This window comes from Tessaracoccus yangjingae, assembly GCF_054483935.1.
On sequence record NZ_CM137014.1, the window covers coordinates 1,858,449 to 1,872,245 of the forward strand.

At 71.0% G+C, this 13,797-nt stretch carries 11 protein-coding genes; 7 read left to right on the forward strand and 4 right to left on the reverse strand.

Annotation, left to right across the window (positions count from 1 at the left end):
* Positions 1 to 12: 12 nt before the first annotated feature.
* Genes ACX1D3_RS08155 through pyrR form a run of 3 tightly spaced genes read right to left on the reverse strand, consistent with a single transcriptional unit; the run spans position 13 to position 2,743 of the window.
* Positions 13 to 1,281 carry a dihydroorotase gene (locus ACX1D3_RS08155; protein ID WP_458993457.1) on the reverse strand — a complete coding sequence of 423 codons (1,269 nt, stop codon included), beginning with the start codon at positions 1,279 to 1,281 and terminating at the stop codon, positions 13 to 15.
* Positions 1,281 to 2,210, reverse strand: a complete 930-nt coding sequence (locus tag ACX1D3_RS08160) for an aspartate carbamoyltransferase catalytic subunit (protein ID WP_458993458.1) — start codon at positions 2,208 to 2,210, stop codon at positions 1,281 to 1,283. Before ACX1D3_RS08160 ends, ACX1D3_RS08155 begins: the two co-directional genes overlap by 1 nt.
* A complete protein-coding gene (gene pyrR, locus ACX1D3_RS08165) occupies positions 2,207 to 2,743 on the reverse strand; it encodes a bifunctional pyr operon transcriptional regulator/uracil phosphoribosyltransferase PyrR (RefSeq protein WP_458993459.1) in 537 nt (178 codons plus the stop codon). The genes ACX1D3_RS08160 and pyrR overlap by 4 nt, the downstream gene beginning before the upstream one ends.
* 63 nt (positions 2,744 to 2,806) lie before the next feature.
* Between pyrR and ACX1D3_RS08170 the strand changes: the two genes are divergently transcribed.
* On the forward strand, positions 2,807 to 3,010 hold the full coding sequence (locus tag ACX1D3_RS08170) for a hypothetical protein (RefSeq protein WP_458993460.1): 204 nt from the start codon (positions 2,807 to 2,809) through the stop codon (positions 3,008 to 3,010).
* 3 nt (positions 3,011 to 3,013) lie between these two features.
* Here the strand turns inward: ACX1D3_RS08170 and pepN are convergent, their stop codons facing one another.
* Positions 3,014 to 5,602, reverse strand: coding sequence for an aminopeptidase N (pepN, locus tag ACX1D3_RS08175; protein ID WP_458993461.1), 2,589 nt, complete (start codon positions 5,600 to 5,602; stop codon positions 3,014 to 3,016).
* Positions 5,603 to 5,749: 147 nt separating this feature from the next.
* On the opposite strand from pepN, the gene ligA reads away from it, so the two are divergent.
* The 6 genes from ligA to ACX1D3_RS08205 all read left to right on the forward strand — a co-directional run bounded on the left by ligA (position 5,750) and on the right by ACX1D3_RS08205 (position 13,796).
* Positions 5,750 to 7,852, forward strand: coding sequence for an NAD-dependent DNA ligase LigA (gene ligA, locus ACX1D3_RS08180; protein WP_458993462.1), 2,103 nt, complete (start codon positions 5,750 to 5,752; stop codon positions 7,850 to 7,852).
* Positions 7,853 to 7,859: 7 nt separating this feature from the next.
* A complete protein-coding gene (locus ACX1D3_RS08185; RefSeq protein ID WP_458993463.1) occupies positions 7,860 to 8,306 on the forward strand; it encodes a ribose-5-phosphate isomerase in 447 nt (148 codons plus the stop codon).
* 152 nt (positions 8,307 to 8,458) lie between these two features.
* Positions 8,459 to 9,277: an Fpg/Nei family DNA glycosylase gene (locus ACX1D3_RS08190; protein WP_458993464.1), complete on the forward strand. Its 819-nt coding sequence runs from the start codon at positions 8,459 to 8,461 to the stop codon at positions 9,275 to 9,277.
* Positions 9,278 to 9,286: 9 nt separating this feature from the next.
* The gene (locus ACX1D3_RS08195) at positions 9,287 to 10,003 is read left to right on the forward strand and encodes an HAD family hydrolase (RefSeq protein WP_458993465.1); all 717 of its coding nucleotides are present in this window, start codon (positions 9,287 to 9,289) and stop codon (positions 10,001 to 10,003) included.
* A complete protein-coding gene (locus tag ACX1D3_RS08200) occupies positions 10,003 to 12,504 on the forward strand; it encodes a glycoside hydrolase family 65 protein (RefSeq protein WP_458996504.1) in 2,502 nt (833 codons plus the stop codon). Before ACX1D3_RS08195 ends, ACX1D3_RS08200 begins: the two co-directional genes overlap by 1 nt.
* The gene (locus ACX1D3_RS08205) at positions 12,504 to 13,796 is read left to right on the forward strand and encodes a hypothetical protein (protein WP_458993466.1); all 1,293 of its coding nucleotides are present in this window, start codon (positions 12,504 to 12,506) and stop codon (positions 13,794 to 13,796) included. Before ACX1D3_RS08200 ends, ACX1D3_RS08205 begins: the two co-directional genes overlap by 1 nt.
* Position 13,797 lies beyond the last annotated feature (1 nt).

A 13,797-nucleotide genomic window follows, 5' to 3' on the forward strand; every position in this document is an offset into this window, starting at 1 on the left:
GAGAGCGCCCTGCTAGGCGCGCCGGTAGATCTCCCGGCCGCGGAGATAGGTGGCCTCGACGGGGTCCGGGAGGTCGCGGCCGTGGTAGGGGTTGTTGCGGCTCAGCGACGCCGACGCCTCGCGGTCCACCGCAGCGCGGCGCGTGGGGTGCACGAGCACCACGTTGGCCGGCTCGCCCACCGCCAGCGGCCGCCCCTGGCCGGAGAGACCGGCGATGCGGGCCGGCTTGTGGCTCATCCGCTCCGCGACGCCCGCCCAGTCGAGGCGGCCGGGCAGGACCATGGTCTCGATCACCACCGACAGCGCCTGCTCCAGCCCGAGCATCCCGGGCTTGGCGTCGACGAACGCGTGGTCCTTGTCCTGCGGAGCGTGCGGGGCGTGGTCGGTGCCCACGACGTCGATGGTGCCGTCGGCCAGCGCCGCCCGCAGCGCCTCGACGTGCTCGGGGGTGCGCAGCGGCGGATTGACCTTGTAGACGGTGTCGTAGCCCTCCAGTTCCTCGGTGCCGAGGAGCAGGTGGTGCGGGGTGACCTCGGCGGTCACGTCGACCCCCCGCGCCTTGGCCCAGCGGACCACGTCGACGCCCTCGGCGGAGGTGATGTGGCACACGTGCAGCCGCGACCCCGTCGCCTCCGCGAGCATCACGTCACGCGCGATGATGGTGGCCTCGGCCACCGGAGGCCAGCCACCCAGCCCCAGCCGGCCGGAGATCTCGCCCTCGTGGCAGCACGCGCCGGGACCAGCCAGGTTCGACTCCTGCGAATGCTGGGCGATCACGCCGCCGAACGGCTTGACCCACTCCAGCGCCCGCCGCATCAACGCCGCGTTTTGGATGCACATGCCGTCGTCGGAGAACACCGTCACGCGGGCCCGGGAGCGGTTCATGAGCCCCAGCTCGGCCAGCTCCTCGCCGCGCAGGCCTTTGGAGATGGCGCCGATGACAGCCACGTCCACCAGCCCCGCCGCGACACCCAGGTCGTGCACGTGCTCGGCCTTCTCCGCCGTGTCGGTCACCGGCTGGGTGTTGGCCATGGCCAGCACCGCGGTGAACCCGCCGCGGGCCGCCGCGCGGGAGCCGCTGAGCACCGTCTCCGCGTCCTCCCGGCCGGGCTCGCGCAGGTGCGTGTGCACGTCCACCAGGCCGGGGAGGGCGATGAGGCCCTCGCACTCGACGACGGTGGCGCCGGCGGGCGGCTCGGCCACGAGGACCCCGTCCTCCATCACCAGGTCGGTGCGGGTGCCGTCGGGGAGCTGCACCCCGCGGAGCACGGTTGCCGTCATCACTGTTCCTCTCCAGCAAGCAGGTGGTAGAGCACGCTCATCCTCACCGCGACCCCGGAGGAGACCTGGTCCAGGATGATGGAGCGCGCCGAGTCGGCGGCCGACGACGAGATCTCCAGGCCGCGGTTCATGGGGCCGGGGTGCGCGATGCACGCGCCGTCCTTGAGCATCGCCAGCCGACGGGGGGTCAGGCCGTACCCGTCGATGTACTCGCGCTCAGAGGGGAAGAACCCGCCGCTCATCCGTTCGCGCTGCACGCGCAGCATCATCACCACGTCCGCCGACGGCAGGACCGGATCCAGCTCGTGGCTGACGTCCACCCCCCACGCCTCGACGCCCGGCGGCATCAGGGTGGGCGGCGCGACCAGGACGACGGAGGCGCCCAGCTTGGCCCACAGCAGCACGTTGCTGCGCACCACGCGGGAGTGCAGGAGGTCGCCGGTGATCGCCACGCGCTTGCCCGCCACGTCTCCCAGGCCGTGGGCCGCGAGGTGCCGGCGGACGGCGTGGGCGTCGAGCAGGGCCTGCGTGGGGTGTTCGTGCATGCCGTCGCCGGCGTTGATCATGGACGCCCGGACCCAGCCGGCGGCCTGCCGGACCGCGCCGGACCCCGCGTGGCGCATGACGATGGCATCCACGCCCATGGCGTCCAGGGTGAGGAGCGTGTCGCGCATCGACTCGCCCTTGGACACCGACGAGCCCTTCGCCGCGACGTTGATCGCATCCGCCGACAACCACTTGGCGGCCAGCTCGAACGACGAGCGGGTGCGGGTGGAGTCCTCGAAGAACAGGTTGACCACGGTGCGGCCGCGCAGCGCGGGCAGCTTCTTGATGGGCCGCGACTGCACGTCGTGCATCTCCACGGCCAGGTCCAGGATGGAGGTGATCTCCTCGGCGCTGAGGTCGGCGATGCTGAGCAGGTGCTTCACTTGGCGGTCCGTTCGATGGTGACGAGGTCCTCGCCGTCGAGTTCGCGCACGGCGACGCGCACGCGCTCGTCGCGGGCGGTGGGCAGGTGCTTGCCGACGACGTCGGCCTGGATGGGCAGCTCCCGCAGGCCGCGGTCCACCAGGGCTACGAGCTGGATGGCGCGCGGCCGGCCGAGGTCCGCCAGCGCGTGCAGCGCGGCCTGGACGGTGCGGCCCGAGTAGAGCACGTCGTCGACGAGCACGACGACCTTCCCGTCGATGCTGCCGGGGAGCACGGTCCGGCCGACGGGGCGGGTGGGTTGGGCCCGCAGGTCGTCGCGGTACATCGTGATGTCGAGGCGGCCCACAGGGAGGGTGTGCCCCTGCTGGGCGGCGATGTCCGCGATCCGTTTGGCAAGGGGGGCACCCCGGGTGAGGATGCCCAGGAGCGTGACGCCGTCGGCGCCGTGGTTGCGCTCAAGGATCTCGTGGGTCATCCGGGTCAACGCGTAGGCCATCTCGTCGGCGGTCAGCACCGTGCGGGCGTGTTCCATCGCACCTCCTGGGTCGTGGGCAATCTACCGCACCTCCGACGCTGCCTCGGCTAGAGTTCCCCCATGATTCTGCTCCCCCTTGAGGTCCTCCCGGGTTGGCCGCAGCCGGAGCCGGCGTCGGACCTGACCCTGCTCATGCTGACCGTGATCGGCCCGCTGGCGTTCGGCGCCGTCGTGACCCTGCTGGTCTTCGGGCCCAAGCTCGCGCGCCGGCATCGGGAGGGCCAGGCGCACACGGCCGAGCTCGAGCCGGCGCGCAAGGCCTGACGCTCATCCCTCGGCGCGGCTCTTCGCCTGCGCCCGCAGCGCCCGTCTGGCCTCGTCGAGCCGCTCGGTGACGGCCCGGCGCACCTGTTCGCTGGGTTCGTTGTCCTCGAGCCACGCGGCGACGGTGGCCACCAGGCCTTCATCGACCAGCGGCGTCGGGAACAGCCAGCGCAGGGCGGTGCCAATGGTGGCGTATCCGCGGTCCGCCCACGTGCCCTCGCGGCGCGAGATCCGGCCCAGCAGCTCGAGGTACGCGGCCGGGTAAGGCTCGAGCACCTCGTCCTGCCCGTACCGCCAGAACCCCATGCAGATCGCGCGGTGCGTCTCGTTGGCGATGGACGGGTCGTCAGTGGCGCGCGTCCAGGCCTCGATCTTCGCCTCGACGGTGGGCAGCGACGCCCCGGCACCGGCGGCCTGCTCGGCCCCCGCCGAGGTCGCGTCCCGCTCCAGTTCGGCGGCGATCTCGTCCTCGCCGATGGCGCCCAGCTTCGACAGCGCCGACGTGATGGCCCACCGCATGGCGGTGTCGATGGCCAGGCCGTCGGGCACCTCCTCCCCGACGAGCCAGCCCTTGAGCAGGGCCACGCCCTCCTCGGCACGGACGCTTGCGATCAGCGCCTTCGCGATGAGCACCTGCTCGTCGGAGCCTGCCGCGGCCCCCTTGAGCAGCCTCGCCAGGCCTGCCACCAGCCTGACGTTGGCCTCCTCGCGGAGCTCCGGCGCCGTGAAGGACAGCGACGCGGTGACCGCCTGTCCTAGAAGGGTGGAGACCGCGGCCATGTCGTGTTCGCTCGGCAGCCCGGCCAGGACCAGAGCCACGTAGTCCTGCGCGCGCAGCTCCGCGTCGCGGGTCATCTCCCAGAAGGAGGTGAAGGCGACGGCGCGGGCCAGCGGATCCGAGAGCCCGCCGATGTGCTCCACAAGCGTGGCCGCCGACGCCGCGTCCAGGCGCACCTTCGCGTAGGTGAGGTCGCCGTCGTTGAGGAGCACGACGTCGCCCTTGGCCACGCCCTCCAGCTCCGGCAGCTCGGTGCGCTCGCCCGAGATGTCCACCTCGGCGTAGTGGCGGCGGGTCAGCGCGCCCTCCTCCAGGCCGTAGAGGCCGATGCCGAGCCGGTGCGTGCGAAGCGTGGGCCAGCTCGGGTGGGCGGACTGCAGCACGGCGAACCGCGTGAACCGGCCCTCGTCGTCGACGTCGAAGTCCGCCGAGAGGGTGTTGACGCCGGAGGTCTCGAGCCACTGCGCGGAGAACCAGGAGAGGTCGCGGCCGGAGGCCTCCTCCAACTCGTCGAGCAGGTCCGAGAGCTCGGTGTTGCCGTACGCGTGCTTGCGGAAGTACTGCGTCACGCCCGCGAGGAACGCGTCGCTGCCCACCAGCGAGACGAGGAGCTTCAGCACCGAGGCGCCCTTGGCGTAGGTGATGCCGTCGAAGTTCTGCTCCACCTTCTCCAGATCGGACATGTCGGCGGCGATGGGGTGTGTGGTGCTGAGCTGGTCCTGCAGGTAGGCCCAGGCCTTGCGCTCGTTGCTGAACGACGCCCACGGGTTGGCGCCGGTGCCGAAGGCGCCCGCGATCTCGTGGTTGGCGAAGTGGGAGGCCCACTCGGCGAAGGACTCGTTGAGCCAGAGGTCGTCCCACCAGCGCATGGTCACCAGGTCGCCGAACCACATGTGCGCAAGCTCGTGCAGGATGGTGTTGTCGCGGGCGTCCAGCTCGCGGCTGGTCACGCGGGAGCGGAACAGGTACTCGTCGCGGAAGGTGACACAGCCGGCGTTCTCCATGGCGCCGGCGTTGAACTCGGGCACGAAGATCTGGTCATAGGTGCCGAACGGGTACGCCACGCCGAAGGCGTTCTCGAACACCTCGAAGCCGCGCTGGGTGGTGGTGAGGATCCGGTCGAAGTCCAGGTACTGCTCGAGCGACTGCCGGCAGGCCACAGAGGCCGGCACCTCGCCCGCGGCGGAGCCGATCACGCCGCGCCGGACGTGGAACTCGCCCGCCACGAGGGCGGTGATGTAGGTGGAGATGCGCGGGGTGGGTGCGTGCTCGAACCGGCCGAAGCCGTCGCCGATGTCCGACGGCGCCACGCTCGGGGCGTTGGTGAAGACCAGCCACTCGAGGGGGGCGAGGACGGTCAGCTGGAAGGTCGCCTTCTGGTCGGGCTGCTCGGCGGTGGCGTACATGCGCCGTGCGTCTGCCGCCTCGAACTGGGTGTAGAGGTAGGTGCGGCCGTCGGCTGGGTCGATGAACCGGTGCAGGCCCTCGCCGGAGTTGGAGTAGCGGCACACCGCCACCACGCGGACCTCGTGCGGTCCCTCCTCGAGGTGGGGGAGTGGGAGACGGTAGCCGTCGAACCCTGCGGTGTCGAAGGGCTCACCGTCGAGCGAGGCCTCGCGCACCTCGTCGGCGATGAGGTCCAGGTGCGTGTCGCCGCCGTGTGCCGTGAGCGACAGCTCGGTGGTGGAGAGGAAGACCCGCTCCGGCTCCGCGACCTCGCGGCCCGTCAGGTCCACGGTGACCCGGTAGGCCTCCGTCGAGATCACGCGTGAGCGCGCGATCGCCTCGTCGCGGGTGATGTTCGCCGTGGCCATCTGGTGCTCCTACTCGTCAGTTCATCGACGCCCGGGTCCAGCCGGGCGCGTCTCCCGCCCATTCTGGTGGGCATTCGCGCCGTGGCGTGGGATTTCGGGCTCGGAATCGCTCGGCGGGGCGGTGGAGCGGTGTGGAACCATGGCCACATGAGCGAGCACATCGAGCCCGAATCAGGCGTGACGTCCCCTGACCTGAGGCGGCGCTGGACCGAGCTGAACCAGCTGCTCAGCGACGCGCAGGAGGCGTACTACGGGGCGGACTCGCCCATGATGTCCGACGCCGACTACGACGCGGCCATGCGCGGGCTCGAGGCGCTGGAGGCCGAGCACCCCTCGCTGGTCACCCCGGACTCGGTCACCCAGCGCGTTGGAGCCGCGCAGGTGACCAACTTCAGGCCGGTCGAGCACCGGCGCAGGCTGATGTCTCTCGACAACGTGTTCTCCGACGAGGAGCTCGCCGCCTGGCTGGCCCGGACGCCGGCCGAGCGCTACCTCTGCGAGCTCAAGATCGACGGCCTGGCCGTCAACCTGCTGTACCTCGACGGGCGCCTGATCGTTGCGGCCACCCGCGGCGACGGCCGGGTCGGGGAGGACGTCACGCCCAACGTCCTGACGATCGACGGCGTCCCGCACCGGCTCGCGGGGCAAGCGCCCGCCGTGCTGGAGGTGCGCGGCGAGGTCTTCTTCCCCGCCGCCGGCTTCGAGGCGCTCAACGAGAGCCTCGTGGAGGCCGGCAAGGCGCCCTTCGCGAACCCCCGCAACGCGGCCGCGGGATCGCTGCGCCAGAAGAACCCCGCCGTCAGCGCGTCGCGGCCGCTGCGGATGCTGGTCCACGGCGTCGGGGCCGTCGAGGGGGCGGAGTTCGCCACGCAGAGCGAGGCCTACGGCGCCCTGAGGGAGTGGGGGTTGCCGGTGCCCGACACCTTCACCGTCGTGAGCAGCCCCGACGAGGTGGCCGCCTTCGTCCGGCACTACGGCGAGCACCGCCACGACCTCAGTCACGAGATCGACGGCATCGTGATCAAGGTGGACGCGCTGGCCGAGCAGGAGCGGCTGGGGTCCACGTCGCGCGCCCCACGCTGGGCCATCGCGTACAAGTATCCGCCCGAGGAGGTCAACACCCGGCTGCTCGACATCCGCGTCAACGTGGGACGCACCGGAAGGGTGACGCCCTACGGCGTGATGGAGCCCGTGTTCGTCAGCGGCTCCACCGTCGAGATGGCCACTCTGCACAATGCCTACGAGGTGGAGCGCAAGGGCGTGCTCATCGGCGACACGGTCGTTCTGCGCAAGGCCGGCGACGTGATCCCCGAGATCGTGGCGCCGGTCGTGGCACTCCGCGACGGCACGGAGCGCCCGTTCGTGATGCCCACGCACTGCCCGTCCTGCGGCGCCGAACTTCGCCCCGAGAAGGAGGGCGACAAGGACATCCGCTGCCCCAACTCGCGGTCCTGCCCCAGCCAGCTGCGGGAGCGGCTCTTCGCGCTGGCAGCGCGTGGCGCGTTCGACATCGAGGCGCTCGGCTGGGAGGGGGCGGGCGCGCTGCTCTCCACGGGACTGATCGCCGATGAGGGAGCGCTGTTCGCCCTCACTTCCGAGGACCTGCTGCGGACAGACCTGTACACCCGCCAGGCCAAACCGTCGGAGCTGACGGACCCTCCGGCGACGGGCCTCCGCGACGGGCGGGTGCTGTCGGCGCAGGGCGAGAAGCTGCTCGCCAACCTGGAGACAGTGAAGGCGCAGCCGCTCTGGCGGGTGCTGGTGGCGCTGTCCATCCGTCACGTCGGCCCCACCGCGGCCCGATCGTTGGCCGCCCGCTTCGGCTCCATGGAAGCGATCCGCGCGGCCTCGGTGGAGGACCTCGCGTCGGCCGAGGGCGTGGGTCAGGTGATCGCCGAGTCCATCGTGGCCTGGTTCGAGGTGGACTGGCACCGCGACATCGTCGCGGCGTGGGCGGACGCCGGCGTGCGCATGGCCGACGAGGTGGACGAGTCGGCCCCCCGCACCCTCGAGGGGCTCACCGTGGTGGTCACCGGGGGCTTGGAGGGCTTCACGCGCGACGAGGCCAAGGAGGCCATCCTCTCCCGCGGCGGCAAGGCCGCCGGCTCGGTGAGCAGGAATACCGACTTCGTGGTGATCGGCGAGAACGCCGGGTCCAAGGCCGCCAAGGCCGAGCAGCTGGGGCTGCGGATCCTCGACGAGTCCGGGTTCGTCGCCCTCCTGGCTGAGGGTCCGGCGGGGGTGGAATAGTTGCCCCATGCGAGTCCACATTGCCACTGACCATGCCGCGTTCGAGCTGAAGAACTACCTCGTCGAGCGTCTCCGGGCCGACGGCCACGACGTCGTCGACCACGGCGCCCACACCTACGACGCGCTCGACGACTACCCGCCGCTGATCATCCCGTGCGCCGAGGCCGTGGTGGCAGAGCCGGGCTCGCTCGGCATCGTGCTGGGGGGGTCCGGCAACGGCGAGCAGATCGCGGCGAACAAGGTGAAGGGGATCCGCGCCGCGCTGGCGAACAACGTCGAGCTGGCCCGGCTGACCCGGGAGCACAACGACGCCAACGTCATCGCGCTGGGCGGCAGGATGCAGAGCCTGGAGGCCGGTTACGAGATCGCCGCCACGTTCCTGGCCACGCCGTTCAGCGGCGACGAGCGCCACCAGCGTCGGGTTGATCAGCTGGCCGAGTACGAGGCTCGCTGACCCCGGGCACCGGGTCGATGCGCGGGCGGGAGAGCAGTCGGGCGCGGAGGGCGCGGTGGTGGTCCACCAGGCCCGATATTCCGTCGCGGCCGAACTCGCGGCGCAGCTCCTCACTCATGTGGCCCATCGTAAACCCCGGTTAGGCTGGGGCGATGCCCGAGGGTCACGTCATCCACCGCCTCGCCGATGCCCTCACCGCCACGTTCGGTGGCCGCGCGGTGTCCGTCACGTCGCCGCAGGGGCGATTCGACGCCGCGCCCCTCGACGGTGCCGTCCTGGAGCGCGGTGAGGCGGTGGGCAAGCACCTGTTCGTCGACTTCGCCACCGGGGACGTGGTCCACATCCACCTCGGCCTCATCGGGAAGCTGGGCCTCGAGCCGTACGCGTCGCCGCGGGGCCAGGTGCGGCTGAGGATCGACGACGGGGTCACCGCGGCGGACCTGCGTGGGCCGCAGTGGTGCCGCACCCTCACCCAGGCGGAACGCGACGCCGTCGTCGAGGCCAGCGGCCCCGACCCGCTTCGCGCGGACGCCGACCCAGGCAAGGGTTACGCCCGGCTGAGACGCTCGGGGAAGCCGATCGCCGCCCTGTTGATGGACCAGCGGGTGGCGGCCGGCGTGGGCAACATCTTCCGAGCCGAGGTGCTGTACCGGCACCGACTGGACCCCACGGTCCCCGGCAACCGCATCGACGAGCGCACCTGGATGGTGCTCTGGCGTGACCTGGTGGGGCTGATGGACTACGCCGTCGGGCACGGCCGCATCGACACGGTGCGGGACGTTCACGGCCCGCAGGCCCAGGGCCGCGACCCGCGCGTGGACCGGCACGGCGGCGAGGTCTATGTCTACCGCCGCGCCGGGCAGCCCTGCCTGGTGTGCGGGTCGGAGGTGCGGACCGCGGTGCTGGAGGGTCGCAATCTCTACTGGTGTCCTCGCTGCCAACGCCGACGCAGGGCGGCGCCTGAGGTCTAGGCTCGATCCATGGACTGGAGCTCGTACGCTGCTGTGCTGTTCGACCTCGACGGGGTCATCACCCCCACCGCGGAGGTCCACATGCGGGCCTGGGATGAGATGTTCAACTCGTTCCTCGCCGGCGTCCCAGGTCAGGCGCCCTACACGGCCGCCGACTACTACGCCCACGTCGACGGCAAGCCGCGCTACGACGGCGTCCGCGACTTCCTCGCCTCGCGTGGGATCTCGCTTCCCGAGGGCACCGCGGACGACGACCCGGCCCTGGAGACGGTATGCGGCCTGGGGAACCGGAAGAACGAGGCCTTCAACCGCGTCCTCGAGCGCGACGGCGTGTCCGCGTACCCAGGGTCGGTGAGGCTGATCGAGCAACTCGCCGCCAGCCACCACCGGATGGCGGTGGTGTCGTCGTCGAACAACGCCAGGGCGGTGCTGACAGGCTCGGGCCTGATCGGCTACTTCCCGGTGATCGTCGACGGGAACCTCGCCCGCGAGGAGTCGCTGCCGGGGAAGCCTGCGCCCGACACCTTCATCCGGGCGGCCGCGCTGCTGGGCGCGCTGGCCGGCGAGTCCGTGGTGGTGGAGGACGCTATCTCGGGTGTCGCGGCGGGTGCCGCCGGGCACTTCGGCCTGGTGATCGGCGTGGATCGCGGGGTTGGCCACGATGCGCTTCTCGACGCCGGGGCCCACCTCGTCGTCACCGACCTCGGAGAGCTGGTGGCGCGATGATCCGCGAGATCTCCACCGATCCGCTGAACCGGACGCGCTTCCCCGTCGACGAGTGGCGGCTCGTCGAGGTCGAACACGACGATTCGGACGTCGGCACCACCGAGACGCTCTTCGCGGTGGGGAACGGCTACCTCGGCCTGCGCGGGAACCCGGAGGAGGGTCGCCCCGGCTACGCGCACGGCACCTTCGTCAACGGCTTCCACGAGACCTGGCCCATCAAGCACGCGGAGGAGGCGTACGGCTTCGCCCACACCGGCCAGACCATCGTCAACGTGCCCGACGCGAAGCTGATGAAGATCTATGTCGACGACGAGCCGCTGGTCCTGTCCGTGGCGGACCTCGACGCGTACGAGCGGGCGGTGGACTTCCGCACCGGACGGCTCACGCGCACGCTCATCTGGCGCACACCGGCCGGCAAGAGGGTGCGCATCCGGAGTTCCCGCATGGTCTCCTTCACGGATCGGCACCTGGCGCTGCTCGAGATCGAGGTGACCATGCTCTCGGGCGGAGGGGCCCCCGTCGTCATCAACTCGCTCATCGTCAACCGGCAGGACGGGTACAGCGACTACCGCAGGCCAGACGCCCGCAGCGAGGGCTGGGACCCGCGCCGGAGCTCGCAGTTCAACGCGCGCGTCCTGATGCCGGAGCTGCACTGGGACCGGGGTCAGCGCATGTTCCTGGCGTACCAGACCACCAGTTCGGGGATGACCCTCGGCGTGGCCGCGGACCACTACGTCGACACCGAGAACACGTTCGAGACGCTCTCCTCCACGGAGGACGACATCGGCAAGTTCGTCATCAGGGTCGACGCCGCCGAGGGCGTGCCGATCCTCGTGCGCAAGGCGGTGGCCTACCACACGTCGCGCGGGGTGCCGGGGGAGGAGCTCTCCGACAGGTGTCGCAGGACCCTGGACCGCGTCCGCGACAACGGCTTCGAGCACTACTACGACGCGCAGCGTGGCTGGCTCGAGGAGTTCTGGCTCAACAGCGACGTCGTGGTGGAGGGGCAGCCGCACATCCAGCAGGCGGTCCGATGGTGCCTGTTCCAGCTGGCCCAGGCTTCCGCCCGAACCGACCAGTTGGGGATCGCGGCCAAGGGTGTCACCGGGTCGGGGTATGAGGGGCACTACTTCTGGGACACCGAGGTCTACCTGGTCCCGTTCCTCATCTACACGGCGCCGGGGGTGGCCCGCAACGCGCTCCGTTTCCGGGTCAACCTGCTTCCGCAGGCCCGTGAGCGGGCCGCCGTGATGTCGCAGCGCGGCGCGCTCTACCCGTGGCGCACGATCAACGGGGAGGAGGCGTCGGCCTACTACGCGGCGGGGACGGCCCAGTACCACATCGACGCTGACGTGGCTTTCGCGTTCTCCAAGTACCGCGACCTCACCGGGGACACCGAGTTCATGTACCGCGACGGCGCCGCAGTCCTGGTGGAGACGGCCCGGCTCTGGGCTGACCTGGGCTTCTGGCGCGGGGAGGCCGACGGCACGCAGCGGTTCCACATCCACGGGGTCACCGGGCCCGACGAGTACACGGCCGTGGTGAACAACAACATGTTCACCAACGTGATGGCCAGGGCCAACCTCAGGTCCGCCGCGGCGCTTCTCCGCGAGATGCGTGCCGCGGACGCGCGCGCTTTCCAGCGCGTCGCGACCGCCCTGCGGCTGGATCCGGCCGAGATCGACGAGTGGGAGGCCTGTGCCGAGGGCATGGTGGTGCCCTTCGACGAGACCTTCGGCATCCATCCGCAGGACGAGAAGTTCCTGTCCTCGGAGCTGTGGGACCTCGAGAACACCCCGGAGGACAAGCGGCCGCTGCTGCTCAACTACCATCCGCTGGTCATCTACCGCTTCCAGGTGCTCAAGCAGGCGGATGTGGTGCTCGCGTTGTTCCTTCAGGGCGACGAGTTCACCGACGAGGAGAAGCGCGCGGACTTCGAGTACTACGACCCGATCACCACGGGTGATTCCACCCTGTCCGGCGTCGTGCAGTCGGTCATGGCCGCCGAGGTGGGCTACCAGGACATGGCCATGCAGTACTTCCTCTCGGGGCTCTACGTGGACCTGGCCGACCTGCACTCCAACGCCCGTGACGGCGCGCACATCGCCTCGACCGGCGGGGTGTGGAACGCCCTGGTCTACGGGTTCGGCGGTCTCCGCGATCATCAGGGCAGCGTGTGCTTCGACCCGCGTCTGCCCGCCGGATGGGACGCGCTGACGTTCCCGCTGAGAATCCGCGGCTCCCGCCTGCGCGTGCGCCTGCGCGCCGACGAGATCTCCTTGGAGGTGGAGGACGGGGCGGCTGTCGAGGTGAGCGTGCGGGGCACCCAGGTGGTCGTCCAGCCCGGCTCACCTGTGAGCGTGGCGCTCGACGGTCAGGGGAGGCGGCTACCCTCGTTGGAGGGCAGCCACCCTGTGGTGGGGGCCAACCGCGAGGACGGGTCAGTGGTGCGGGCCATCGTGCCCGAATCCCACACCCAGGAAGTGACGAGTTCTGACTGATGACTGCTGAAGTGACCGGGGCCGTGCGTGAGGCGTTCGAGTCCCGCGCCACTGCGCACGGGTTCGAGTTGCTGGGGGAGGGCCGTCTCACCCTGCTCGCGGTGGACTTCCAGGACGGCTGGGGTCATCCGCGGCGGGCGGCTGACGCCGTCGGCGTGGACGTGGAGCACGAGGCGGGTGTCGCGGCCACGGTCAGGGTCCGTTCCGGCCAGCGGTTGCGCCTGGAGGTCTCGCTCGAGTCGGTGTCCGACGACGTGGTCACCGTGCCGGGCCCGGTGCTCCGGGTGGAGGGTCCGCATGAGCCCATCTCCTGGCTGGCGGGGGCGTCCGGTGAGGTGGCGCTGCGCTCTGCTGTGGGGCCGGGCCTGCTGACGCAACGGCGGGGCATGTCCACTCCCTCACCGGTTGTGGGGAGCTGTCATCCGCTGGAGGAGTCGGTGCTGCTGCGCCCCAGGCAGGTGGTGGCGGCCGCTTGGACCTATGAGGCCTATGCGGGCGACGAGCTCGAGGTTCCGGCCGAGCCGTCGTGGCTGCCGTGGACACGGCACGTCGCGCTCGGGCAGGCGGTCGAGTTCAGCGCGCCTGACGGCATGGTCACGGTTCCCCAGGGTGTCGTGCTCGAGGAGAGCGAAGGCGAGTTCTCGGTCGTGCCCCCGCCCGGGCTCACCCCGGTGACCGTGTGGGGCCCCGGTGGGCCGACGACGGTGGAAGTGGGTGCCTTCCGCGACCTCGCCGTCCTGCGGGGCGAGTTGATGGACTCCGCCTCGCGCAACGACGTCTGGGCCTATGTCGCGGTGCGGCACATGCTGGATGCGTGGCCCTCGGACGATCTCCTCGACGCGGTGGACCTGCTCATCGGCAACTACCAGGACCGCCCGACGGCCTGGATCGCCGCGGCCGCAGCGCTGGCCGGGTCACTCGGCCTCCCCGTCGAGGCGGAGGCGGAGGCGTCCGCCACGGCAGTCCTGGCGCGTGCCTCGCGGCTCGACGGCGTCCTTCTCGCCCTGCACGGCCTGGCGCCCATCGAGCTCGCCTCCGGGGGCTGGCCGGTGGGGGACTTCAACGACCTGGGCCGGCGGGCCTTCACGGCCATCGGTTTCGGCCGGATCAGCACCGATCCGCGGCCGCTGAGGGGGGCCGACGTGGCCGTGGCGAAGCTGTACGCGGCCGGCCTCGGCGAGACCGAGCTCGGCATCCGGCTGGCGGCCTACGCGCAGGTGGCGGAGAACCGCCTGCTCTGCCAGCTCTCCACGCACCCGTCGCTGCAGGACGTGGCCTGGCTGTCGGTGTGAG

Bases quoted from the DNA above. Each gene is read 5' to 3' on its own strand.
- ACX1D3_RS08155 (WP_458993457.1), bottom strand. From the start codon at position 1,281: ATGACGGCAACCGTGCTCCGCGGGGTGCAGCTCCCCGACGGCACCCGC.
- pyrR (WP_458993459.1), bottom strand. From the start codon at position 2,743: ATGGAACACGCCCGCACGGTGCTGACCGCCGACGAGATGGCCTACGCG.
- ACX1D3_RS08170 (WP_458993460.1), top strand. From the start codon at position 2,807: ATGATTCTGCTCCCCCTTGAGGTCCTCCCGGGTTGGCCGCAGCCGGAG.
- pepN (WP_458993461.1), bottom strand. From the start codon at position 5,602: ATGGCCACGGCGAACATCACCCGCGACGAGGCGATCGCGCGCTCACGC.
- ligA (WP_458993462.1), top strand. From the start codon at position 5,750: ATGAGCGAGCACATCGAGCCCGAATCAGGCGTGACGTCCCCTGACCTG.
- ACX1D3_RS08185 (WP_458993463.1), top strand. From the start codon at position 7,860: ATGCGAGTCCACATTGCCACTGACCATGCCGCGTTCGAGCTGAAGAAC.
- ACX1D3_RS08190 (WP_458993464.1), top strand. From the start codon at position 8,459: ATGCCCGAGGGTCACGTCATCCACCGCCTCGCCGATGCCCTCACCGCC.
- ACX1D3_RS08195 (WP_458993465.1), top strand. From the start codon at position 9,287: ATGGACTGGAGCTCGTACGCTGCTGTGCTGTTCGACCTCGACGGGGTC.
- ACX1D3_RS08205 (WP_458993466.1), top strand. From the start codon at position 12,504: ATGACTGCTGAAGTGACCGGGGCCGTGCGTGAGGCGTTCGAGTCCCGC.